At 40.6% G+C, this 24,641-nt stretch carries 21 protein-coding genes; 16 read left to right on the top strand and 5 right to left on the bottom strand.

The window, feature by feature from the left end; genetic code table 11:
- The first annotated feature begins 40 nt into the window (after positions 1 to 40).
- The 7 genes from ACRPLQ_RS14105 (at position 41) to ACRPLQ_RS14075 (ending at position 7,518) form a co-directional block, all read left to right on the top strand.
- Positions 41 to 505, top strand: coding sequence for a C40 family peptidase (locus ACRPLQ_RS14105; RefSeq protein ID WP_013055770.1), 465 nt, complete (start codon positions 41 to 43; stop codon positions 503 to 505).
- A 195-nt stretch (positions 506 to 700) separates the two neighbouring features.
- A complete protein-coding gene (locus tag ACRPLQ_RS14100) occupies positions 701 to 1,576 on the top strand; it encodes an N-acetylmuramoyl-L-alanine amidase family protein (protein WP_432236128.1) in 876 nt (291 codons plus the stop codon).
- A gap of 217 nt (positions 1,577 to 1,793) precedes the next feature.
- The gene (locus ACRPLQ_RS14095) at positions 1,794 to 5,606 is read left to right on the top strand and encodes an Ig-like domain-containing protein (protein ID WP_432236127.1); all 3,813 of its coding nucleotides are present in this window, start codon (positions 1,794 to 1,796) and stop codon (positions 5,604 to 5,606) included.
- A 182-nt stretch (positions 5,607 to 5,788) separates the two neighbouring features.
- Positions 5,789 to 6,631 carry an aldo/keto reductase gene (locus ACRPLQ_RS14090; protein ID WP_432236126.1) on the top strand — a complete coding sequence of 281 codons (843 nt, stop codon included), beginning with the start codon at positions 5,789 to 5,791 and terminating at the stop codon, positions 6,629 to 6,631.
- Between the two features lie 93 nt (positions 6,632 to 6,724).
- The gene (locus ACRPLQ_RS14085) at positions 6,725 to 6,937 is read left to right on the top strand and encodes a hypothetical protein (protein ID WP_432236125.1); all 213 of its coding nucleotides are present in this window, start codon (positions 6,725 to 6,727) and stop codon (positions 6,935 to 6,937) included.
- 160 nt (positions 6,938 to 7,097) lie between these two features.
- Positions 7,098 to 7,265: a Fur-regulated basic protein FbpA gene (locus tag ACRPLQ_RS14080; RefSeq protein WP_016766442.1), complete on the top strand. Its 168-nt coding sequence runs from the start codon at positions 7,098 to 7,100 to the stop codon at positions 7,263 to 7,265.
- 49 nt (positions 7,266 to 7,314) lie between these two features.
- Positions 7,315 to 7,518: an IDEAL domain-containing protein gene (locus tag ACRPLQ_RS14075; RefSeq protein WP_432236124.1), complete on the top strand. Its 204-nt coding sequence runs from the start codon at positions 7,315 to 7,317 to the stop codon at positions 7,516 to 7,518.
- Between the two features lie 528 nt (positions 7,519 to 8,046).
- Here the strand turns inward: ACRPLQ_RS14075 and ACRPLQ_RS14070 are convergent.
- The 4 genes from ACRPLQ_RS14070 to ACRPLQ_RS14055 all read right to left on the bottom strand — a co-directional run bounded on the left by ACRPLQ_RS14070 (position 8,047) and on the right by ACRPLQ_RS14055 (position 12,607).
- Entirely contained in the window at positions 8,047 to 9,402 is a 1,356-nt protein-coding gene (locus ACRPLQ_RS14070) for an arsenic transporter (protein WP_033578244.1), read from the bottom strand.
- A gap of 438 nt (positions 9,403 to 9,840) precedes the next feature.
- Complete coding sequence (gene menC, locus ACRPLQ_RS14065) at positions 9,841 to 10,950, bottom strand: o-succinylbenzoate synthase (protein ID WP_432236123.1); 1,110 nt, start codon at positions 10,948 to 10,950, stop codon at positions 9,841 to 9,843.
- Positions 10,947 to 11,774: a GNAT family N-acetyltransferase gene (locus ACRPLQ_RS14060; RefSeq protein WP_432236122.1), complete on the bottom strand. Its 828-nt coding sequence runs from the start codon at positions 11,772 to 11,774 to the stop codon at positions 10,947 to 10,949. Before ACRPLQ_RS14060 ends, menC begins: the two co-directional genes overlap by 4 nt.
- Before the next feature lie 26 nt (positions 11,775 to 11,800).
- Positions 11,801 to 12,607 (bottom strand): MurR/RpiR family transcriptional regulator, encoded by an 807-nt coding sequence (locus ACRPLQ_RS14055; RefSeq protein ID WP_099330665.1) that lies wholly within the window; start codon positions 12,605 to 12,607, stop codon positions 11,801 to 11,803.
- Positions 12,608 to 12,797: 190 nt separating this feature from the next.
- On the opposite strand from ACRPLQ_RS14055, the gene ACRPLQ_RS14050 reads away from it, so the two are divergent.
- The 9 genes from ACRPLQ_RS14050 to ACRPLQ_RS14010 all read left to right on the top strand — a co-directional run bounded on the left by ACRPLQ_RS14050 (position 12,798) and on the right by ACRPLQ_RS14010 (position 23,459).
- Positions 12,798 to 14,168, top strand: coding sequence for a sigma-54 interaction domain-containing protein (locus ACRPLQ_RS14050; protein ID WP_028407737.1), 1,371 nt, complete (start codon positions 12,798 to 12,800; stop codon positions 14,166 to 14,168).
- Positions 14,169 to 14,241: 73 nt separating this feature from the next.
- Positions 14,242 to 15,558, top strand: a complete 1,317-nt coding sequence (locus tag ACRPLQ_RS14045) for an aspartate aminotransferase family protein (protein ID WP_432236121.1) — start codon at positions 14,242 to 14,244, stop codon at positions 15,556 to 15,558.
- A gap of 63 nt (positions 15,559 to 15,621) precedes the next feature.
- Entirely contained in the window at positions 15,622 to 17,028 is a 1,407-nt protein-coding gene (locus ACRPLQ_RS14040; protein WP_034269962.1) for a sodium:solute symporter, read from the top strand.
- A 130-nt stretch (positions 17,029 to 17,158) separates the two neighbouring features.
- Positions 17,159 to 18,496 carry an MFS transporter gene (locus tag ACRPLQ_RS14035; RefSeq protein WP_432236120.1) on the top strand — a complete coding sequence of 446 codons (1,338 nt, stop codon included), beginning with the start codon at positions 17,159 to 17,161 and terminating at the stop codon, positions 18,494 to 18,496.
- Positions 18,497 to 18,815: 319 nt separating this feature from the next.
- The gene (locus ACRPLQ_RS14030) at positions 18,816 to 21,845 is read left to right on the top strand and encodes an efflux RND transporter permease subunit (protein WP_432236119.1); all 3,030 of its coding nucleotides are present in this window, start codon (positions 18,816 to 18,818) and stop codon (positions 21,843 to 21,845) included.
- 166 nt (positions 21,846 to 22,011) lie between these two features.
- Positions 22,012 to 22,185 carry a hypothetical protein gene (locus ACRPLQ_RS14025; RefSeq protein ID WP_182028386.1) on the top strand — a complete coding sequence of 58 codons (174 nt, stop codon included), beginning with the start codon at positions 22,012 to 22,014 and terminating at the stop codon, positions 22,183 to 22,185.
- Between the two features lie 92 nt (positions 22,186 to 22,277).
- Complete coding sequence (locus ACRPLQ_RS14020; protein WP_406901782.1) at positions 22,278 to 22,451, top strand: Fe3+ hydroxamate ABC transporter substrate-binding protein; 174 nt, start codon at positions 22,278 to 22,280, stop codon at positions 22,449 to 22,451.
- 105 nt (positions 22,452 to 22,556) lie between these two features.
- Positions 22,557 to 22,820: an autorepressor SdpR family transcription factor gene (locus ACRPLQ_RS14015; protein ID WP_013082079.1), complete on the top strand. Its 264-nt coding sequence runs from the start codon at positions 22,557 to 22,559 to the stop codon at positions 22,818 to 22,820.
- Positions 22,821 to 23,459, top strand: coding sequence for an SdpI family protein (locus ACRPLQ_RS14010; RefSeq protein ID WP_432236118.1), 639 nt, complete (start codon positions 22,821 to 22,823; stop codon positions 23,457 to 23,459).
- Between the two features lie 149 nt (positions 23,460 to 23,608).
- Here the strand turns inward: ACRPLQ_RS14010 and ACRPLQ_RS14005 are convergent, their stop codons facing one another.
- Entirely contained in the window at positions 23,609 to 24,601 is a 993-nt protein-coding gene (locus ACRPLQ_RS14005; RefSeq protein ID WP_335708486.1) for a DUF3231 family protein, read from the bottom strand.
- Positions 24,602 to 24,641: the final 40 nt, after the last annotated feature.

Raw genomic sequence — 24,641 nt, 5'->3', positions numbered from 1 at the left:
CATAGAAACGTAACGTTCGGTTACATAATGGAGGAAAAAAATGAAAAAAGCCATCATTGGGTCTATAACGGCAGCTGCAGTTTTATTTAGCGGAGCCAGTCCGTTTATTGCACCTGCTCAAACAGTAGAAGCAGCGTCATATTCATACAAAGATACGGCTATTGCTACTGGTAAAAAATTAATAGGTGTTCCTTATAAATGGGGAGGCACAACAACAAAAGGTTTTGACTGCTCGGGATTTATTCAATACATTTTTAAAAAGGCTGGAAAAACACTTCCGCGCACAACGGAACAAATGTATCGAGTAGGGACAAGCGTTTCAAAAGCAAAGCTTCAAAAAGGAGATTTAGTTTTCTTTCAAACGTATAAAAAAGGTCCTTCACATGTAGGCGTATACTTAGGGAACAATCAGTTTCTTCAAGCTTCTACGTCTAAAGGCGTGACAATTACATCTCTTAGCAACAGCTACTGGAAAGCACGTTATATTGGTGCAAAACGGATTTAACCATCCGTCATTTTTTTGGAAAACAACACTACATTGTGTAGTGTTGTTTTTGTTTGCATATACATAACATATTGCCGATATTATTTTTAACGTTTTATACAAAAAAAACCATATTCTGTGAGATAATAACGTTAACACATTTTGTACTTTAACATAAGGAATATCCCACTCTATTCGAAAGTTTGGTGAGCGAAGATGAAGCGCTTAGTATGGAGTTATGGAATAGGTATTGTTGCAATAGTAGCAGTACTCTCATTTTTCTTTATGATGAAAGGTCAAACAGAGAAAGCCATCGTTAGCGGAGATGTACCAAAAGCTCATGCGCAGGGAGAAAGAGGGAAGCAGCCCATCTCACAGTTCCGAGCAGTACAGCCTCATGAAGCAGGTAATGAAGTAAAAAATGTAAAAAACAACATGCCTGAAAAAGCCGATCCTCCTCCGTTTTTAGTCTACATTGACCCTGGTCATCAAGCTCAGGCTAACCTAGAGAAAGAGCCAATCGGGCCGGGAGCAGCAGAAACAAAAATAAAAGTTTCCGGAGGTACATCAGGTGTGGTGACCAAGAAGCCGGAATACAAGCTGACGTTGGAAGCCTCTATGATATTAAAACAGCTTCTCGAAGAAAAAGGCATAACCGTAAAGCTTACTCGCAGTTCTCACGATGTGAATATCAGCAACCGGGAACGAGCGGAGCTTGCGAATAATTCAAAAGCTGACTTACACGTACGTATCCATGCAGATGGTTCTGAAAATACTTCTGTAAAAGGATTTTCTGTGCTCACTCCTGCAGAAGATAATTCCTATACAAAGTCTATTTATCAAAGCAGTTTACAAGCATCTCAAGCTATTCTGACAGAGGTGGAAAAAGATCAGTTTGTCGAAGTGGACGGCATTCGCTATCGCAGTGATCTTTCAGGATTTAACTGGTCGATTGTACCTGTAACGCTAGTTGAACTGGGGTATATGACGAATTCAGAAGAAGACCGGAACCTGTCTGATCAGGCTTACCTTACAAAGCTGATGAATCATGTTGCAGACGGTATCGTGGCATATGAAGGAATGACAAAATAAAAGGTGGAAAGACCTATAAAAGCGTGTGACTAAATCAATTGATTTATGTCACACGTTTTTTTTGCCGTTCATATGATATAAAAAAGCGTTTTTTCGACAAAAAAATGGACGAGCAGAAAAGAAAACTAGGTAAAATGCTTTAATTTTTATAGAACTGTGTCGATATAACGAGAGATATTAAAATGCGTTAGACAGTACATGAAAATGGGGGAACAAGATGAGAAAGTTAACGGCATTAGCTTTAGTACTAAGCGTACTGCTGTTTCAATTCACGCCGCTTGCTAGCGTGAAAGCTGAAACGGTAGAACCAGTTGTGTCTGTAAAATTAGTAAACTATTTAGGAGATCAGCATGCAATTACAATTAAGCCGTCTTATTTATACACTATTAAAAACTCGGATTTGGTCTTAAATGCAAATACAGAGTATACGGTAACCGCAACAACTCAAGGTGTCACTTTAAAACAAGGAAGCACTGTCTTAGGTGAATTTACAAGCTTTGAAATTACACCGTCTCTTTATAAAAATCCCGTATCTATTAACGGCAGACAGTACTTAGGTGACGTGGCGTTTACAAATGAAAAGGGAACGTATGTCAGACCTGTTAATACGCTCCCGATTGAAGACTATTTAAAAGGCGTTGTGCCAAATGAAGTCTATACATCTTGGAATCTGCAAGCTTTAAAAACTCAGGCGGTAGCAGCAAGAACATACGCAATGAGCTATGCAGGAAAAGTAATCAATGATACGGTAAGCTATCAAGTATACGGTGGCTATACGTGGTATGACAGTACAAACCAAGCAGTAGATCAGACATTCGGACAAGTAGTTACCTACAACAATAAATTAATCAACGCCGTTTTCTCATCAAGCAACGGGGGAAGAACCGAATCAAACAGCAACGCTTGGGGAGGTACTCAGCTCTCTTATTTCCCGGTGAAAGAAGATCCATACGATAAGCAGACGCCGTGGACGTTAGCTATTCAAAAAACGCAAATTGATTTAACAGGAAAAGATTTAGCTAACTATAGCGCTTGGTGGAATACGGTTTCTGAAAAAGATAAAACCGTTACAGATAATTTGAAGTCATGGTTAGTAGCCAATAAGCATCCTGGTAAAACGATTAAAATTACGTCTATTCCAAAGGTGAGTTTTTATGCTCCTTCATCAGGAGGTCGTGTGACTAAAGGTGCAATTACAGTGGACTACCTCGTTAAAGGAGATGTAGACAGTTCGCAAAAACTAGTGGTTCATCATTTGGAATTAAAAGATTTAACATCGACGAAGCTAAAATCAATGTTAAACAGCCGTGCGATGCTTAGTCTGCTTGTAACGGAAACAAATGAAACAAGCACATCAACAACTTTTAATGGTAAAGGAAATGGACACGGTGTTGGAATGAGTCAATACGGTGCTCAAAAAATGGCAAGCCTAGGCAAAGACTATCGTGAAATTTTAGATTTTTATTATCCAACGACTACTCTTTTAAGTTTTTATACAACAAAATATCCGCGAAAAGAGGAGGAGCAAGAAGCACCGAAAGATACGGTTGCACCTGATGCACCTTCAGTTAATGCATTAGGAGATAACCAAACATCGCTTACGGGCGTGACAGAACCAAATGCTTCTGTTATTGCAAAAGTGGAAAATGAAGTAATTGGAACGGGTCTTGCTGACGAAGCTGGAAAATTTGCAATTACGATTGCCAAGCAGCCAGCAGATACAAAAGTGTCTGTAACGTCTAAAGATGCAGCTGAAAATGAAAGCACGGCTACAGTAGTGAGCGTAACGGATCAAACGCCGCCTTCTGTTCCAATTGTAAATGAAGTAAGTGACCAAGATACGACCGTAACAGGCGTAACAGAAGCAAACGCCGTCGTGACGGTAAAAGCAGGCGATGCAACGTTCTCTGCAGTAGCGGATGGTAACGGTACATTTACTGTTTCAATTCCAGTACAAATAGGCGGAACAACAATAGCGGTAAGTGCAAAAGATAAAGCAGGAAACGAAAGCCAAGCGCCTTCTTTTGCGGTTAAATCTACGTTAAAAGCACCGCTTGCACCCAAAGTAAATGAAGTAAGTGATCAAGACACAATGATCAAAGGAACGGCTGAAGCAAATGCGACGGTCATCGTTAAAAACGGAAGTCTTCAGCTTGCAGCAGGCAACGCAGATGCCAGAGGAAATTACAGCATCTCGATTGCGAAACAAAAAGCAGGAAGCACGCTGTACGTGACGGTTCAAAATGCAGGTGGAACAAGTTCAGCCGCTGCGGTGACCGTACAGGATAAAACGGCACCAGCTACGCCAAAAGTAAACGCAGTAAATGATCAAGATACAAAAGTTACAGGTGCAGCAGAAGCAAATTCTACAGTTACGGTAAAAGTAGGAACTACAACTGTAGGAACGGCTAAAGCAGGTGCAAATGGAGCGTTTTCTGTTTCCATTTCTCATCAAAAAGCGAATACAAAGCTAAGCGTACAAGCAAAAGATGCAGCAGGAAATAGCAGTACTGTATCGACTGTAACTGTTACGGCAAAGCAAAAAGCTCCGCTCAAACCGACAGTGAATGAAGTGAGTGATCGAAGCACAGCCGTTACGGGTACCGCAGAAGCAAATGCAACGGTTGTCATTAAAAACGGAAGTCTTCAGCTTGCAGCTGGTAAAGCAGATGCTAAAGGAAATTACAGCATCTCGATTGCGAAACAAAAAGCAGGAAGCACCCTGTCTGTAACGGCTGGAAACACAGCGGGCGTGAGTCCAGCTGTAACTGTAACCGTGCAGGATAAAACAGCACCCGTTACACCAAAAGTGAACGCTGTAAGCAATCAAGATATAGTCGTAACGGGAAGCACAGAAGCGGGCGCGGAAGTGCATGTGAAAATTGATAAAAAAGTAATTGGCAAAGGAAATGCGAAATCGGATGGAACGTTCAGCATCACCATTCCAAAGCAGCCTGCTGCTACAAAATTAGCTGTTATTGCAAAAGATGCAGCTAATAACTATAGCTCCAATGCGTTTGTAACGGTTAGTGCCGTACAGACAAAACCAGCGCTTCCAACCGTTAATACGCTTACTGAAAAAAGTACAGCAGTAACGGGAACAGGAGAAAAAAATGCGTCCATTTATATTAAAGTAGGCGGAAAAATTATTGCAAGTGGGAAAATTGATGGAAACGGCAAGTTCAGCGTGAAAATTCCTGCTCAAAAAGCAGGAACAGAAGTGACGGCGGTACTGCAAAATAAAGTAGGATACAGTCCGTATAAAATTGTAAAAGTGCAAGATACAACGCCGCCGGCACCTCCGGCAGTTGATGCCGTTACGTCTTTGTCCACATTTATCTCGGGAAAAACAGAAGCAAATGCCGTGATTACGATTAAAAGCGGTACAAAGCTAATCGCGTCAGGCAAAGCAGATACTAAAGGGCAATTTAAAGTAACGATTCCAAAACAAACAGCAGGCGTAAAGCTGGCTGTTACAGCAAAAGATGCAGCCAATAACTACAGCTCCAATACGTTTGTAACGGTTAGTGCCGTACAGACAAAACCAGCGCTTCCAACCGTTGCTACGCTTACTGAAAAAAGTACAGCAGTAACGGGAACAGGAGAAAAAAATGCGTCTATTTATATTAAAGTAGGCGGAAAGATTATTGCGAGTGGGAAAATTGATGGAAACGGCAAGTTCAGCGTAAAAATTCCTGCTCAAAAAGCAGGAACGGAAGTGACGGCAGTTCTGCAAAATAAAGTAGGATACAGTCCGTATAAAATTGTAAAAGTACAAGACACAACCCCGCCGGCACCTCCGGCAGTGAATGCCGTTACGTCTTTGTCCACGTTTCTCTCTGGAAAAACGGAAGCAAATGCTGTGATTACGATTAAAAGCGGTACAAAAGTAATCGGATCAGGCAAAGCAGATAGCAAAGGACAGTTTAAAGTAACGATCCCAAAACAAAAAGCAGGCGTAAAACTGGCTGTGACGGCAAAAGATGCCGCTGGAAATACAAGTTCAGCAGTCAATATAAATGTTAAATAAAAACAAAAAAGAATTCTCTGCGGAGGATTCTTTTTTAGTGATTTTTAAGAGGGATAGAAGGTTACTAAAAGGTTACCTTAGAACTTTGAAGTGCCTAACTTACTTTAAAGTGGGTTCTATCTTTTTCTTTTTTTCTGTTTCATAATAACAAATGTAAAGAAATTAGCAGGGGGTTTTTTATAATGAGTAATCATTTGCAAGATACAGTAACACTTCACAACGGAGTCAAAATGCCTTGGCTTGGATTAGGTGTATTTAAAGTAGAAGAAGGGCCTGAATTAGTGAACGCCGTGAAAACAGCTATCGTCAAAGGCTATCGCAGCATCGATACGGCAGCTATTTATGAAAATGAAGAAGGTGTAGGAGAAGGAATTCGCCAAGGTCTGAAAGAAGCAGGTCTTTCACGCGAAGACATTTTTGTTACATCAAAAGTTTGGAACGCAGATTTAGGCTATGAAGAGACGCTGGCTGCTTACGAAACAAGCTTACAAAAGCTTGGCTTAGAATATTTAGATCTATACTTAATTCACTGGCCTGTAGAAGGTAAATATAAAGCAGCGTGGAAAGCATTAGAAACGCTTTATAAAGAAGAAAAAGTAAGAGCTGTGGGCGTAAGTAATTTTCAAATTCATCATTTAGAAGACTTAATGAAAGATACAGACGTTAAGCCTGTTATTAACCAAGTTGAGTATCATCCTCGTTTGGCGCAAAAAGAGCTGCATGCTTTTTGTCAAAAGCACGATATTCAGCTAGAAGCATGGTCTCCGCTTATGCAAGGAGAATTGCTAGATAACGATGTGTTAAAAGAAATTGCTGAAAAACACGGCAAATCAGTTGCTCAAATTATTCTGCGATGGGATCTGCAAAACGGAGTTATAACGATTCCAAAATCGACAAAAGAACATCGTATTGTTGAAAATTCATCGGTATTTGATTTTGAATTGGATGCTGAAGACGTAAGTAAAATTAATGAATTAAACCAAAATCACCGAGTAGGTCCAGATCCGGACAACTTTGATTTTTAATAGAAGAACTAAGAGGCTGGGAGAAACGTATTTTAGCCCAAGTGAAAAACGAACCATTGATCAACAAGTTTGATTAGTGGTTCGTTTTTTTTTATGGTGAATACAGCTTCATCTGTTTCGTCTTTCCAGCAGTTGATTGAAGGGAAAGGCAAAGACTCCTGCGGGAAAAGCGGGACAGATGAGACCCCGCAGGAGTCAAGCGACGAGGAGGCTCAGCGCCCGCCCGCGGAAAGCGAAGCCTTGCATGGAAATCAACGGCGGTGTCATAAGCGGTTCAGCTCATATATCTCATTTGTTCGTCTTTAGGTTGGATTCAGTTAGTTATGTCTCGGCCTCTTTTTATGCATTATTACATAAATTTAACATTTTCTTCACAGTGAGCTAAAGGACGGGCAGTATCATAAAGAAAGGTCGTGAAAGATAGAGAAATCATTTCATTTTTAAGTGTAAAATAGGCGGTGTAACGATGACAAAACAAGCTTACTCTCACATACAATGTAAAAAAACATCAATGATTGATTTATTGCTGGATGCAGGGGTTTATAAAAAAGGAAATAAGCAGCTATACGAGCTTACGCTTCAAGAACTAGAATCAGAATACGAAGCTGTTGCACAGCAGCGCATATCTCAATGAAATTTTGATACATTGCTAGAATTTGTTATAATAGAGGAAAGGATAGGAGTTGATTTATATCGAAAAGCACCGGACAGACTCGCAGCCCATCCGTATGGATATCCTCGATTCTATATTTGCTAAAATGGTATTAAATAAGGCTATCCGAGATTTTAGAAGAGATCAAATTTTACGTGAAGTCGATCAAACATTAGAAGAAAGAAACAAAGAGAAATTTTTTCAATTAATTGAAGAATTAAAATCAATTTCGTAAAGAGCGTTCGCGCGATAGAATTTGATTTTATCATTTTAGCATATAAAAACAGGTAAGAAGCGGCATGCTTAGTTACCTGTTTTTTTGTCGTTTTATTGTAAAACAAGGCCTGATATAAGAAGTGCACCTTGCTAGTAAACAGACAAAAAGAGCAAGTCTAATGTACTCACTCTTTTCAGAAAGGTATGGGTGTTACTGAGAAAATGAATGTCACTCTCTAAATGTTGCGTGTGGGGTTTAGAAAGTTCTATGCATCTGCATATTTTCTACTTCATTCGCTCTATGTATTGTTAAAGTAACAATATAACCATATCTTATCACATGAAGGAAATTCGATTCAATATATTTATTGATTTTCTTTTTAAATTGTTCTAAATAATTAGTGAATGTAAAAAATTGTTTTTATTGGGTGAATGTGTATCTATGAAAAAACAATAGAAAAATCTAGTGAGTTTTTATGGGAGACATTTGTTTATTTCTGACGGACTGTAAGCTTCAAAAGAGTACAATCCGTCCTGTAAATCAGTATTAAGAAAAAATGAGCTGAACCCAGTAGAATAGGAGGAAAAGAGTAACGATCGTGGTAAGCGGGATAACAATAAGTGATACTTTTAAATAATCTTTCCATTTTACCTTGATATGATTTTCTTTTAAAATATGCATCCAAATAAGAGAAGCCAGTGTTCCAATCGGCAATAAAAGCGAGCCCATATCACTTCCAATAATATTAGCAAGATAAATGGTTTTAAGAGTAATAGGATCGAGCCCCATTTCAGTCAGGGTGATGGTTCCAACCATCAGGGCAGGGTGATTGTTAAACAAGTTAGAGAGAATAGAAACAAGTCCTCCCATGATAAAGCTTGCTTCAAAAAGTCCTCGATTTACGATTGGTTCGCAAACTTTTACAAGCAGCTCCGTTAACCCTACGTTATGCAGTCCGTAAATAATAACGTACATCGAAAAGGCAAAAACGAAAATGTGCCACGGCGTTTTCTTTAAAATATCAATCGGGTTTGTACGTAAGTGATACCATCTCCAAACAAGCAAGATCAGTGAGCCTAGTACAGCAACCAATTCGATTGGTATGCCGAAATAAGAGGCGACAAATAGGAGACAGCGCATAACAAACACAAATAATAAAACTTTCAGCATAAATTGTGTGCGTTTACGTTTTGTTTCAACAGAAATGCTTCCTTTTAAGGGGTGAAACTGTTTCGTAAAGAAACTTTCTTCTATATCTTTTGAAGCATGCGGCAGTTTTTTTGGCAAATGGCGTTTTACGACCGTATACATGAGCCAAGACATAAATAATAAACCAAGTGTCGCCGGTACAAACATCATCGCCGTGTGCATATAAAGCGACATATGAACAATTTTTAAGGCAATCAAATTGACAATATTACTTACACCTATAGGCGCGCTGGAAGCGGTAGCAATAAGCGCTCCACTTAAAAGGTAGGGGATCTGCTGGTGGGGTTTTAGCTGAAGGTTTTTCAAAAGTAGAATTAAAATTGGAGTGGTAATTAAAATACTGCCGTCATTATTAAATAGTAAAGTCATTAAAAAGCAAAGCAGTTGAATGTACCAATATAATCGGTACCCTGAGCCTTTGGATAAACTCACTAGTCGTGCAGCTGCCCAGTGGAAGAATCCAAAACTTTCTAATATGACGGCCATGACAATGGTGGCAATAATGGTGATAGAAGCGCCGCTTATCTTTGCAAAAATATCAACAATGTCTGATTTGGATACAATCCCTGTAAGCAGGATAATGGCTGCTCCTATGGCTGCCGGCCATGCTTCGTTGATGCCGTTTGGCCTCCAAAAAATGACGAGCATTGTCATTGTAAACACGAAAATGGCAATTCCAATTTCAATATTCATCAGTATGCTCCTTTCTTCTAAAATTTGTAATGAATATACCCTTGCATGTCCCTTACACTCTATTTATATTCATTTATTACTAGAAGGATTGTGCATAAGACCATTTTTGCTAATATGTTTGTTTATCTTGCCAAGGCACGTATCATCTCGGGAGAGGAGCCTATAAAAAAGAGGCTGGGACATAACTAAATCCATCCAATCTAAAAAGAAATCAATTGAATAAAGCAGCTAGTATGCGTTGCTTTTTACACCGCTGTTGATTTGCGTGCAAGACCTCGCTTTCCGCGGGCGGTAGAGCCTGGTCCTCCAATCCACAGCTAGAAGCCACTACATACATGAAACCTACGTTCACGTTTATCATCACAATGAAAAGATCCGAACGGTGTACCGTTCGGATTGTCCTTCAACTAACATACTTTTGTTCCAGCCTGTTTAAGATTAGCAAGTATAGGTTTTTTCGTGTAAAGTTAGCGCTTTTATCTGATCGTGATCAGGTTCATAGCCAATGCCTGGTGTATCGGGAACGGAAATAATGCCGTTGTCGACCGTGATTTCCGGATGAACAATATCACGCGGCCAGTATTTAGAGGATGCGGCCGTATCTCCGGGAAGTGTAAAATTAGCAAGTGTGGTAATGGCAATATTATGTGCTCGCCCTACACCTGATTCGAGCATACCGCCGCACCATACGGGCACACCGTGAGTTTGACAAAGGTCATGAATTTTTTTTGCTTCGGTTAGTCCGCCTACGCGTCCAATTTTAATATTAATAATTTGCGTGCTTCCAAGTTTAATAGCTTTTCGAACGTCTTCAGCTGAATGAATGCTTTCATCTAAGCAAATAGGGGTGCTCATGCGGGCCTGCAGTTCAGCGTGATCAATTAAATCATCATGAGCTAACGGCTGTTCAATCATCATTAAATCAAACTCGTCAAGCTGAGCAAGGTGATCAGCATCTGCAAGCGTATAAGCAGAGTTCGCATCAACCATCAGCGGAATAGAAGGGAACGCGTTTCGAACCGCGCGCGTCAAGTTAAGATCCCAGCTCGGCTTAATCTTAATTTTGATCCGCTTATATCCTTCATTCAAGCCGGCTTCAATTTTGCGAAGCGTTTCGTCAATCGTAGGCTGAATGCCAACGCTAAGCCCAACTTCAATTTGATTTTTACTGCCTCCTAGCGCTTTAGATAGAGCGAGGTTTTGCCTGCGCGCATACAAATCCCAAACTGAGCCTTCTAACGCCGCTTTTGCCATGTAATTGCCTCGAATATGAGCAAAGCGTTGGGATACTTCATCAGGATGCTGAATTTCTTTCTGTTGAAGCAAAGGAATTAAAAAATCCTCCATAATGTGCCAGTTTGTTTTGAGCGTTTCTTCTTTATAAAAAGGATCTGCGCACGCTACGGATTCAGCCCAGCCGGATCGTCCGTCTTCGTCTTGAATTTCTACTAAAATAAAATCTCGATCCACTTCTTTTCCAAGACTTGTCGTAAACGGATGAAGTAAATCCATTTTTAAATGGCGTAAAATGACGCGTTTGATCTTCATTTTTGCACCTCTTTTTTCGTTAAAATGTAAAAATGAACGGGCGCGCTGCTTTCTGGATGCTTCATAAAATCTGTTACTTGGAATCCTTTTGCAAAACACGTTTGAAATACGTATCTTGTACGCATCCGCCAGTCCAATGCGAGAGAAGGAGAGACTTCTTTCATTTGCTGAAACGCAGACGGAATAGCTACAGACACGACGTCACGATCCAACCATTTTTCATCAATATCTGTAACAGAAGGAAACCCTTCATCCGTTAACGTCCATTGAGTAAGCGATGCCTCCATTATTTGATCTGGCGTATAGGGAGGCTGAGCTCGTGTTGTATCTTCTGCGGATGCCCATTCTACAACGAATCGATCAGAAGGCAAGTCAGCATTTAACGGATCATTCATATCTCCGTAGCAGTTTTCAATATATGTAGAACAAACGGCTCCAAGCTTTCCAATATTTAAATACCCGTTGGCGCTTTCTAACGGATCATACGTCCAGCTGATATATGAATAGCCCTTTTTTTTACTTTCCTGTCTCTGCGCATGCTTAAGTTTGGCACCGATACCCATGCTGCGATAGGCAGGGTCAACTGCTAATATATGAGAACATAAGTAGACGCACGTTCCGTCAAACCCGGGGAAACTATATTGAAAGCCAATCAGTTTTTCATCTAAAAACGCACCGAGAACAAGACCTCCGTTTTTAACAGCGGTCAAAGTTTGATGAACGGGCGTTGCTTCTTCTTCTCCCCAGACGCGGCTTTCTAATGCGCGTACGTCTTCTAGTTCATTGGTTGTTGTAAGTGAACGAATCGTTAAAGCTTCAGTCATATGTTTACTTCCTTTCTTTTAATCATTTATTCTAAAAAGATGCCTTGCTCGGTATAGAGCTTTTCCAAGTGTTCTTGTCTTTTTCCAGCCGTTTTTTCATCTCTTTTTTGCATGCTGCTAATGACAATTTGAGACAGGGCAAGAAGCGATAAAATATGTTCGGTTGTTCCGGCTAAAAGCGTGATATCAGCGATTTGACCTACCGGAGATAGACGGCGGTCTGTAATGGCAATGACTTTCGCTCCTTGTTTTTTAGCCTGCTGAGCTACTTCGAGCGCTTCTTTTGTATAGCGCGGCAGTGAAAATACAACAACCGTTGATGCGCTTGTGAGATTGCATAGCGTTTCAAGCAAAAATCCAGTTGGAAAAGATAAAAGAACATGATTGCGAAGTTGATTCATTTTATAATACAGCCAGTACGCTGCCGTATGAGATTCACGGAAACCCGCAATATACACTTGATCACTTTTGATAAGCGCATCTACAGCTTGAGATAATTCCTTTTCGTCAACAGGGGAAAGCCATTCACTAAAAGGTTTCTTTTCTTCCGCTGCAGAATCAGCTGCAGGCTTGCTAGCCGATTCTTTTGATTCGGCAGAAGAAAGCCATTCTTTTCGCATTAGCTCCTGCAGATCTGAAAAGCCATTTAACCCAAGTGCGTAAGCTAGACGAATAACGGTTGTTTCACTGACACCTGCTTCTTTTCCAATTTGTCCAGCCGTGTACAGCGAGCCTTTTTCCATAAAATTGACGAGAAACTCCGCCACTTTTTTTTGACCGCGAGAAAGGTCAGGGAATTTATGTTTAATTAATTCTTGAAATGATGGATTCATATAGCCTCCTAAAAAAAGAAGTTATAACTTCATAAAAATATATTAATGCATTTTTAACTTCATTTCAATTACTGTTTCAAAATAAAAAGAAGCCTTCGTGATATAATAAATTGATTATTCAAAAATAAATGCCGTTATTCAAAAACGAATTGTATTTTATTCAAAAGTGAATAGAAAGCGGGGAGCATACATGAATTCAGAATGGAATGAAAATCAGTGGATCCTTCATTCATTAAAAGATGATTTGCTTGTGACGGATGAAAAAGGCATCATTGTCCGAATACATGAAGGAACGGGAAACATTTACGATGTAAAAGCTGAAAAACTGCTCGGAAAGTCTGTGTATGAACTTGAAAAACAAGGGTTGTTTACCCCAATCGTTACCCCAATTGTGCTTGAAACAAAGAAGAAAATTACGCTTGTACAAACAACTAAACAAGGCAAGCAAGTGCTCGTTACGGGCATTCCGGTCAAAGATGAAAAAGGTGAGATTAAAAGAATCGTCAGCTATTCCCACGATGTGACGGAGCTGATGGAAATGAAAACATATCTTGATGCGATGGAAGGCGAAATGCAGCGCGTAAAGAGCGAGCTTATGCTGCTGCGGAACCAAAATCTATCAACAGAAGGAATTGTATGCAACAGCGATAAGATGCAGCACGTTCTTCGTACGGCCGTTCACGTTTCGAACGTAGACGTAAATATTTTGCTTTTAGGGCAGTCCGGAGTAGGAAAAACGCATTTAGCCAAGCTGATACATAACAAAAGTACAAGAAGCAAAGGGCCGTTTATTGAAGTGAACTGCGGGGCGATTCCAGACCATTTATTTGAGGCTGAACTGTTTGGATATGAAGCAGGGGCTTTTACCGGTGCATCTAAAAATGGAAAGGTAGGACTGGTCGAATTAGCAGACGGGGGCACGCTTTTTTTAGATGAAGTGGGAGAGCTGTCACCGGCGCATCAAGTGAAAATTTTAAAGCTCATTCAAGAAAAACAGTTTTATTCCGTTGGAGGAAGAAAGCCCAAAACCGTGGACTTTCGCTTAATTGCAGCGACGAACAAAGATTTAGAAAAAGCCGTTGCTGAAAAAGAATTTCGAGAAGATTTGTATTTTCGTTTAAGCGTTGTACCGATTACCATTCCATCTTTGAACGAGCGTCCTGAAGATATTTTTCCGCTGCTCACACATTTTGCCGAGCAGTTTGAAAAGAAATACAACCGAAAAAGAACGTTTGATAATGCGGTTATTCACGCACTGCTTGCACATGAGTGGAAAGGAAACGTACGAGAGTTAATCAATGTGATTGAACACGCGGTGGTTGTGTCTTCACAAACGCTGATTACAATGGAGCATTTGCCGCATTCTCTGCATAGGAAAAAACGGATTCAACACGTTGAAGAACATGGGGAAATGAAGCTTAATGACGCGTTAAACGAGCTGGAAAAAGAGATATTAGTAAGAGCAAAAAAACAGTATAAAACGACAACAGAAATAGGCGAAGCACTCGGAATCAGTCAGCCTTCAGTTGTTAGAAAATTAAAAAAACATTCCGTTTTTTAACGTCTTTGGCACGCTCTTTGCATGTAAAACAAGTACAAACACATTACTTGATAGATTGCGAGGAGGAAGTCAGATGACACAGGCATCACTTACACAGTTAATGAACAGTTTACCGGATTTACTAGCACCAAGCATGGCGAAAGATCATCCTAATTTACCGGTGGTAAAAGCAGAGGGCTGCTACTACTACGGAGCGGACGGAAAAACGTATTTAGATTTTACATCAGGTATTGCAACAGCGAATACAGGTCATCGTCACCCTAAAGTTGTACAAGCGATTAAAGAAAGCGTTGATCATCTTATGCACGGCCCGTCAGGTGTGATTATGTACAAATCTATTTTACAGCTGGCGGAAGAATTAAAAACAGTATTGCCAAGAGGCCTGGACTGCTTTTTCTTTGCCAATAGCGGAACTGAAGCAATAGAAGGAGCGTTAAAGCTAGCAAAATACGTGACGCAAAGACCTTATACGGTTTCGTTTATGGGCTGCTTTCACGGCCGTTCTCTCGGAGCGCTTAGCGTGACAACATCAAAAAGCAAATACCGGAAATTTCTTCAGCCATCGGGCTTAACGTATCAAGTGCCTTATGCAGACGTGACTCAGTGTCCAAAAGGAGAAGATCCGGAAATCTACTGCGTGGAAAAGCTGGAAAAAGATTTTGACACGTTGTTTAAGCATCAAGTAACGCCGGAAGAAGTGGCGTGCATGATTGTAGAGCCGGTTCTTGGAGAAGGCGGCTACGTGATCCCGCCGAAAGCGTGGCTGCAAAAAATAAGAGAAGTATGTGACAGACACGGCATTCTGCTTATTTTTGACGAAGTGCAAACCGGCTTTGGACGCACCGGCGAGTGGTTTGCAGCTCAAACGTTTGACGTGACGCCTGACATTATGGCAATCGCAAAAGGCATAGCATCAGGACTTCCGTTAAGTGCTACTGTAGCTTCTAAACAGCTCATGGAAAAGTGGCCGATTGGTACACATGGAACAACTTTTGGAGGTAATCCCATTGCTTGTTCAGCAGCACTTGCGACGCTAGACGTACTAAAAGAAGAAAAGCTAATTGAAAACTCAAAAGCAATGGGGAAATATGCAGCGGCTCAGCTTCAGCATTTGAAAGCGAAGCATGAAGTGATCGGAAGCATTCGTTCAGTAGGACTAATGATTGGAATTGAAATTATTAATCCAAAAACAAAGCAAGGTGACGGAAATCTTCTTCTTGAGATTTTAGACAAATGTTTGGAAAAAGGGGTGCTGTTTTACCTTTGCGGAAATAGCGGAGAAGTGATTCGAATGATTCCTCCTTTAACGATTACAAAAGAAGAAATTGACGCCGGGCTTCGCGTGTTAGACGAAGCATTGACAGAAATCACAAGTCTTCACGTGATCTAAAGCTTTAAGAAGCTCTTTGTTTCAACGAAAGATAGATTGACCCATAATAAGGAGGAATCTGTTATGAACGGACTGGATATGACGGTTATGTTTGTCTATTTTGGCGTATTGGTTGTAGCGGGTATCATTGGCTCATTAAAAGCAAAGTCATCAGAAGATTTTATTTTAGCCGGGCGAAACTTGGGGATGTTTATGTATTTAGGATGTTTGTCTGCCGTTATTTTAGGCGGGGCGTCAACGATTGGAACCGCTCAGCTTGGCTACGAGCACGGGCTGTCTGGCATTTGGTTTGTGACGATGATTGGACTTGGAATCATTACGCTTGGCACGATTTTTATTAAGCGGATTTCGTCGTTGAAAGTGACTACTATTAGTGAGCTGCTAGGAAAAAGATATAACGCTCAAGCGCAAATTATCAGCGCCGTTGTTGCCGCTATTTATACACTCATGGTATCGGTCACTCAAGTGATTGGAATGGGAACGATCATTCATGCGTTGCTTGGATGGAACATGACGGCCTCGATGCTAATTGGCGGTTCGATTGTTTTGTTCTATACGATTTTAGGCGGAATGTGGAGCGTAACGGTTACTGATATTATTCAATTTGTTGTGATGACGGTGGCGATTTTTGGATTTATGCTTCCGATGAGTGTATCAGAAGCAGGAGGTTTCAAAGCTCTTACCGGAGATTTACCATCATCGTATTTTGATTTTTCATCGATTGGATACGGTCAAATTTTTCAGTATTTCCTCTTGTATACGCTTGGTATGGCAGTTTCTCAAGATATTTGGCAGCGGGTATTTACGGCGCGAACAGAAAAAATTGCGCGAAACGGCTCTATTTTTGCAGGGGTGTACAGCATTGCCTACGCAATTGCGGGAAGTGTAATTGGAATGTGTGCATATTTGCTGCTGCCAAACGCAGAAAGCAGTCAAAGCATTTTTGCGACGCTTGCGATTCAAATTCTGCCTCAAGGGTTATTAGGTCTCGTGCTGGCAGGCGTTTGTTCGGCGCTGATGTCAACTGCTTCAGGAACACTGCTTGCGTCTTCTACGCTCATTAGCAACGATATCATTAAAAAAGTGTGGCTTAAAAATATTTCAGAGAAAAATTATTTAATTTTAACCCGTGTGAATACACTTATTGTCGGCGTGCTTGCTATTATTTTTGCTCTTTGGATTCAAGACGTGCTTGTTGCTTTAGACGTTGCGTATGCCATTTTATCAGGAGCGATCTTTGTTCCGTTTGTTGTCTCGCTGTTTTGGAAAGACATTCATCCAAAAGCCGGAGTTTCAGCGATTGTTGTTAGTACGCTAGTAGTACTTGGAGGTCTATTGATTGAAGGACTTTCTTCTACTACGCCAATTCTATACGGCATTTCAAGCAGTATCATTGTAATGGCTGGATTTGCGGTTATGGCTCGAAACAAAGAACTGTCTGATCAAGAAAAGGTTCAAGAAGATATGTGAATAAGGGGGTAAAAAGCTTCTCATAGTAAAGTGAGAAGCTTTTTAGCATTTTGTATGCATAAGTATAGACAACAAACGGCAAGGAGGAGTACACTAGACGCTCAGATTATAGAGATAAGGAGATTGGTACATGAAAAGCAGAACGTCCGTAATGGTTAGTATTGTGCTGGCAATGCTAGTGGCTTCGCTTGATTCAACGATTATGAATACGACGATGCCCGTTATTGCAAAAGAGCTTGGAAGATTTGATTTGTACGCGTGGTCGTTTGCTTCGTACATGATTGCAAGTACGATTTTATCTCCGGTAGCGGGAAGATTATCGGATTTATTTGGCCGCAAAAAAGTATTTGGGTTTGGAATTATTGCTTTTTTAATTGGTTCAATGCTTTGCGGCGTGGCAAATACGATGATTCAGCTTGTTCTTTTCCGTGCGGTTCAAGGAATAGGAGCTGGGTTTATGGTGGCCTTTCCCGCTATTATTGCCGGAGACTTATTTCCAGTGGAGAAACGAGGGAAAATTCAGGCGCTCTTTACAACGATGTGGGGATTATCAGCTGTGTTAGCACCGCTTTTAGGCGCTTTTTTTGTGGATTATTTAACGTGGAGATGGATTTTCTTTATTAATTTACCGGTATGTATCGTCTCGTTTCTGACGTTAATGCCGTATCAAGAAAGCTATGAGCCGAAACGAGCAAAAGTCGATTACATCGGCGCTATTTTGTTTGGAGCGGGCGTTACGTCACTGCTGCTTGTGACGGTAGTGGAACAGAACCGAATTGTGTATGCAGTCGCTGGACTTATTTTATTGGTCATTTTTTATCTCCATGAACGAAAACATGTTTCTCCGATTGTACCGTTGTCAATGTTCCAAAACAAAACGCTGTCATGGATTAATATCAATGCGTTTATTGGAACGGTGGCTTTATTCGGAACGTCAAGCTACATTCCGTTATTTTTACAGCGAGTAGCGCATCTGTCACTGTTTATGAGCGGAGTTGCGCTGTTAGGAACAGCGGTTGGATGGATGTCTGTGTCCGTGCCTGCAGGTAAATGGATTTTAAAACACGGCTACAGAAAGCTGTTGTTAATCGGGAATGTGCTGCTGGTTGGTTCGGGAACACTTCTAATGATGTTAAATGAAAGTCACGGCTTCTTTTATGTGTTTTGCGTCATGATTGTACAAGGACTGTCGTTTGGTCTGCTGTCTACGGTTGGAGTCATTGGTGTACAGCAATTAGTAGGAGGACATGAAAGAGGTATTTCAACGTCATTTTTTATGTTTTGCCGAAACATGGGAACAGCAATCGGCGTTACGATTATGGGTGCGTTGCTGACTTCAGGCGGAAGCTTTATGGCAGGCATTCATCACTTGTTTTTATTTGGCTTTGCCGGAAGCATCGTGGCGTTATTAACGTCGTTAAAGATTCAAAACGATACGGAAACAAAGCACAATCGAGCTGCTAGTTGAGGGAATTTATGCTAAATATGTTTATTTCGTAAAAAAACGGGAAGAGACACAATAAGGTCATAGAATTGCCTGAGAAATCGTAGGCATATTCTTCTTCTTCTTTCACTTACTACATGTGGGACGCCGGGTATCGGCGTCTTTTTTTGTGCTGTAAAGAAGCTGCTTATATTATCCATAAGTAATCTCGTTCAAATAATGGGACTTTCTACAAAAATAAGTCTTTAAATGGTAAGAAACATTAGGTATAATTTAGTGGTTATTTAGCATATTTTAGAAATGTTTGACTGAGTTTGTACGAAAAAGTGAAAGGGGATATTTCATGTCATGGCTCACCAAATGGTCGTTCAAAAATAAAGCGGCTATTACCATTATGTCTATTTTAATTTTAGCTTTAGGAGTCATTAGTTATTTTACACTTCCGATGGAGTTCCTGCCGACCGCTGATCAGCCTCAAGTGTCAGTAGTAGTTATGGGGCAAGGAACGGATGCAGACTCGATGGAAAAACAAGTTACGTCACCAATTGAAGAAGCAGTAGCCGGTGTTAAAGGAAAAAGCAACGTGTATTCGACAACGGGAGACGGCTATTCCAAAATCGATATTTCATTTGAATCCAAAACGGATATGAAAGAAGCAAAAACAAACGTCCAAGAAGCGCTGTCTTCGGTGCAGCTTCCAGCCAGCGTATCAAAGCCTAATGTTATTCAATTAAACACCTCTATGATTCCCATCGCAGATATTTCACTCACATTTAAAGAAGGATTGACAAGAGATAATCTGGATCTTGCAGAGAAAAAACTGATCCCTAAATATAAAGACATTAAAGGCATTGCGAGTGTTCAAACGTATGGAACAGCGGATTCCTACGTGTCTATTAAAGTTGACAATAAAAAATTGTCACAAAAGAACGTGACGATTGATAAAGTCATCAGCGTGTTAGAAGGAAAAAACACGTCCCTTGCAGTTGGAGAAAAAGTCATTAATAACAAGTCGAGCAATATCAACGTAACTGGTAAAATTGATAGCTTGGACAAAGTGAAAAAGCTGCCGGTTGCACAGGATGTAACGCTAGGCGACCTTGCAAAAGTAGAGGTGAAAAAGCCTGAAGGCGTCGTGACGCATATTAACGGAAAAGATGCACTTTTACTTATTGTTACAAAAGACAGTCACTCAAACGCCGTTAGCATTACAAAAGAAGTAAAAAAACTGTCTCAGCAAATTAACAAAGACTATAACAATGTGAATGCTTCTGTATTTTTTGCAACAGGGGACAGCGTACAAAACTCTGTTCATTCCATGATGAAAGAAGTGTTGCTTGGCGCACTTTTTGCGACCGTTGTCATCATGCTGTTTTTACGCAGCGTTCGCTCTACGTTTATCACAATTGTATCCATTCCGCTATCGCTTTGCTTTACGCTTTTTTTATTATCCAAATCAGGCGTAACGCTCAATATTTTAACGCTTGGAGGAGTAGCCGTAGCGATTGGGAGATTGGTAGATGATAGCATCGTTGTCATTGAAAACATCTTCCGCAAAATGCAAAAAGAAAAGTTTTCGCTTGGACTGATTATTGATGCCACAAAAGAAGTAGGCTCTGCTATTACCGCTTCTACGTTAACGACAGTAGCCGTCTTTTTACCAATCGGCCTTGTAAACGGAGGGCTTCAAGACTTTATGCTTCCTTTTGCTCTAACGCTGACGTATTCGCTGCTATCTTCATTAATTGTGGCACTTACGGTTGTACCGTTAATGAGTGCAGGATTATTAAAAAATGAAAAAATTCGCAAGCACAAGCAGCCGGTTCGTTTTACAAAGTTTATTACGTGGTCGCTTAATCATAAATGGGTTGTGCTGCTGCTTTCGCTGCTTTTATTTGTCGGATCTATTGGCGCGTACACGATGATGCCTAAAGGAGCGGTGGATAACTCTTCATCCGACTTTGTAGGCACAACGTTAAGCTATCCAAATAATACGCCAATTAAAACCGTAGAAGAAAAATCACTGCAGCTTGAACGCTATATTTTAGCTCAAAAAGAAGTAAAAGAAGTATACATGCAGCTTGGTAATACGGACGAAGGAGCCAAGTGGGGAGACGTTGGTTCGCCTACTGAAGCTACGTATACGATTATCGTAAAAGACGGTGGGAATACGGATTCGCTAATGAAACGAATCCAAAATCAAAAGAAACTCTATGACGGAGGAGATCTTAGCGTCAGTGCTGCTTCACTCATGGGAGCTTCCACTACTTCCATTACCGTTGATGTAATTGGAAACGATATGAACAAGTTAGAAAAAACGGCAAGCAGCATTAAGAAAGAAATCAGCGATATAAAAGGAGTAGACAAAGTTTCTACGAACCAAGACGAAAAGAAAACGATTTACTCTTTAGATGTAGATCCAACAAAAGCAAACACGCAGCAAGTAGCGCAGCAGCTTGGCGTTATGCTGAACAAAACACCGATTGGAGCGATAGATTTAGAAGGCAAGCAAGCAAACGTGCTTCTTGAATCTGTCTTAAATCCAACATCACCAAAAGAGTTAAAAGATATTTCTATTATGACAGAGACAGGACCGTCACCTGTTTCAAAAGTGGCTTCACTAACGCAAGCTGAAAAGCCAACAAATCAGTTTCATAAAAATGGAGACCCGTATATTCAAGTAACAGCAGATGTCAATCCAGAAAAGCTTTCAGAGATTAATAAAAACATCCAAACAACAATTTTTGGAGACGGTAAGAATAAAGGACTCTCCATTTCAAAAGATGTTGACGTTGTAATCGGCGGAGCAAGCACTCAGCAAGGAGAAGATTTCTCTGACTTGTTTATTACGATGCTCGTGTCGATCGGTATTGTGTTCTTAATTATGGTGATTACGTTTAAAACGATCCGCACGCCGTTTGCGATTTTATTTTCGCTTCCGCTTGCTGCCATCGGTGCCGTTTTAGGATTATTAATCAGCCGTATCCCAGTAGACGTAACGGCTTTACTTGGAGCATTAATGCTGATTGGTATTGTTGTAACCAACGCCATTGTACTATTAGACCGCGTGAAGCAAAATGAAAAGAAAATGATTATGCGCGATGCCATTGTTGAAGCAGCCGCTACGCGTATGCGTCCAATTGTTATGACGTCTGCTGCTACGATTTGTGCAATGCTGCCGCTTTTATTTAAACAAAGCGAAAGCGGCAGCCTCGTTTCTCAAAGTTTAGCAGTCGTTGTAATCGGAGGATTGGCGGTTGCAACTCTTCTTACGCTTGTAGTCATTCCAGTTGTATATGAACTGCTTCATTTTAGAAAATCGAAAAAGCAAAGAATACAGCAAAAACAGCAGGAAGACGTAACGCCGCTATAATGTTTAAAAGAGGTTAGGACATAAGTAATTTAGTTGAAGGAAGAGGCTGGGACAAAAGGATTTTAGACAAAGTGAAAACCGAACCATTAATCAAGATGTTTGATTCGTGGTTCGGTTTTTTTGTTAGGGTAAACATAGGTTTCATGTGTGTAAGTCTTTCTAGCAGTTGATTGGAGGGCAAGGCGAAGACTCCTGCGGGAAAAGCGGAACAGGTGAGACCCCGCAGGAGCATATGCGACGAGGAGGCTCAGCGGCCGCCCGCGGAAAGCGAAGCCTTGCACGGAAATCAACTGCGGTGTCACAAGCGGCTCAGCTCATTCTCTCATTTGTTTGTCTTTAGCTGGAATTGATTTGGTTACGTTCCAGCCTCTTTTTTATGAAACCTTTTGGCTAGTAAAACGTATAGTTAGACAAAGAGATGGAGGGGATAATATGTTTCGAATAAAAGAGCAGTGTTCTGTTTGTCAAAAAGAAATTCAGCCGAATGAAGAAGTATGGATGAGAATGAAGTATCCAAGTAAAAGAGGAATGACCGAAATCAAAGCTTTTTTACATCAAGAAGCGCAGTTTGTATGCATGGACTGCTTTGAAAAAACAAAAAAATGAGTCAAATGCAAGTGTTCTCTTTTCAAAATATTGACATAGTATATTTTATAGTTTAATATTTAGATAATTATCTAAATACTTAAATATGATGGAGATGAACTTCAATTGAATGAAACGTTTAAAGCCTTAGCGGATCCCACTCGCAGGAAGATTTTAGAGCTACTAAAAGAGCGGGATTTAACCGCAGGAGAAATTTCCGAGTATTTTAATATGACCAAACCAAGCATCTCAAATCATTTAAAAATCTTGAAGCAAGCGGACCTCGTTCAAGATGAAAAAAGAGGGCAGTTTGTGATTTATTCATTAAATACAACCGTTTTTCAAGATTTAATTGGCTGGTTTTTCAGCTTTCAGAAAGGAGAGAGTTAAATGAAAAAACACGTATTTCCTTTAGGCATTACTCTTTTAACACTGGTTGCATGGCTGATTGCACTGCCGCACCTTCCAGCTACGATGCCCATCCACTGGGGAGCAAATGGAGAAGCAGACGGATTTGCAACGAAGATAAACGCAATGATCTTAACAGTAGGCATCATGGTACTTATTTATTTTATCATTGCATTTGTTCCGCGAATTGACCCTCGGAAAGAAAATTATAAGTACTTTTCAAAAACGTACAATATCCTGTTAAACGCCGTACTGCTATTATTCTTTTTTGTAAATATGAGCACTATTTTACAGGGGCTTGGCTATAACGTGCCGATGTCGTACATTGCTCCGATTATGGCTGGACTCGTTTTTATCATTATCGGAAACTACTTGCAGCGCGTGCGCTCTAACTATTTTATGGGGATTCGTACACCGTGGACATTAAGCAATGAAAACGTATGGAAAAAGACGCATCGTTTATCTGGAAAGCTCTTTTTTATTGGCGGACTGCTAATTCTTATTAGCGCTTTTTTACCTGATGGATACAAGTCCGTTATCATGTGGGGGAGTATCGTTCTGTGCGTGGCGATTCCTTATCTGTATTCGTACTTGGCGTATAAAAAAGAAATGAATATGTAGTCATACCAAAAAATCCGGTGAACACACCGGATTTTTTTATGGATAACATATCAGCCGTAACGCCACCGTTCGTGTCACGCCGGCTGATGGGAATAAACAAAGCATAAAGTATGAAACGCGTTTCAGGTCAAGAGCTGCTATAAAAAAACTTACATTTCTTTACGATCGCTTGCTTCAGGGGGCTTTTCAATCCACCCGTTTTTAATCATCACTTCGCTGCAGCGCCCCGCTACTTTTAAGTCCCGTAAAATACACGCTTCACAGTGACCGACAATATCAAGTCTCATGCTGGTAGTCATTGCCGTTGCGTAATAAGTAATGGCTACTTTAAACATTGCGCCTGCGTGAAACGTCATCAGCTTTTCTGAAAAAGGCGCGTGCGTAGACGTTGTGATTTCATTATCCAAAAGCGGAGGCGTATGAAGGTTTTCTTCGTGCATAATGGAAGAATAAAGCTCGATATGCTTATGCGCCACATCAAGCCCCGTCTCCATGACTTTCCGCACGTCTTTTCGTTTACTTACTTGTTTAAAGGCAATTAAAAGCGCTTTGGTTGCCATGCTTTTGCGCAAATTAAAATAAATATTTCCGGCTTCCGTTGCGTTTAAAAGGCGCTGCTTTCCTACAAAATCAAGAGCGTAAGTCAAATCTGTGATGTGCTCTTGTTGTTTGGGATTTAAAAAATAAGGAGCCGGCACATAAAGATTTTTTGCTAAAAGTAGGTCGAGAGACCGATTATATACTTCCATCACGTCCAAATTACACTGATGATAATAATCTCGAAGATCTCGGCGAACGGACACGCTAAATGAAATGCCGTATCCTGCCAAGCCGTGAATCGTCATGTCGTGAAGATACTTGAGCCAAAACGAGTCTGTAAAAAGCGGAGGTGCGTGCAAGTCCACATCTTCATCTGTAAAACCTTTTGGCAGCGGAAAATGTTCAGCATGAAAAATGGCAGTCAGCAGCTCAATATGCTTTTTCGATAGCTCTAGCGAAAAGGCAAACAGCGACCGAATCTCTGCATCCGTGACCGTTGCAAGAACGTGTTTTGCTACACAAACCGCCAGCGTATCCTGCTGATACTGCGCGCATAGACTCGTTATTTCAGGCGAAGTCAAACGCTTGCTTTCTGCGTTCAATGAGCTTTCCTCCTATCTATAAAAATGGTATGTATTTATA

The sequence above is a fragment of the Priestia sp. TRN 1309 genome (assembly GCF_050846875.1).
GTDB classification, from domain to species: Bacteria; Bacillota; Bacilli; order Bacillales; family Bacillaceae_H; genus Priestia; species Priestia zanthoxyli.
Note: the sequence above shows the minus strand (reverse complement) of the source record. Positions and strands in the feature narration are given on the sequence as shown.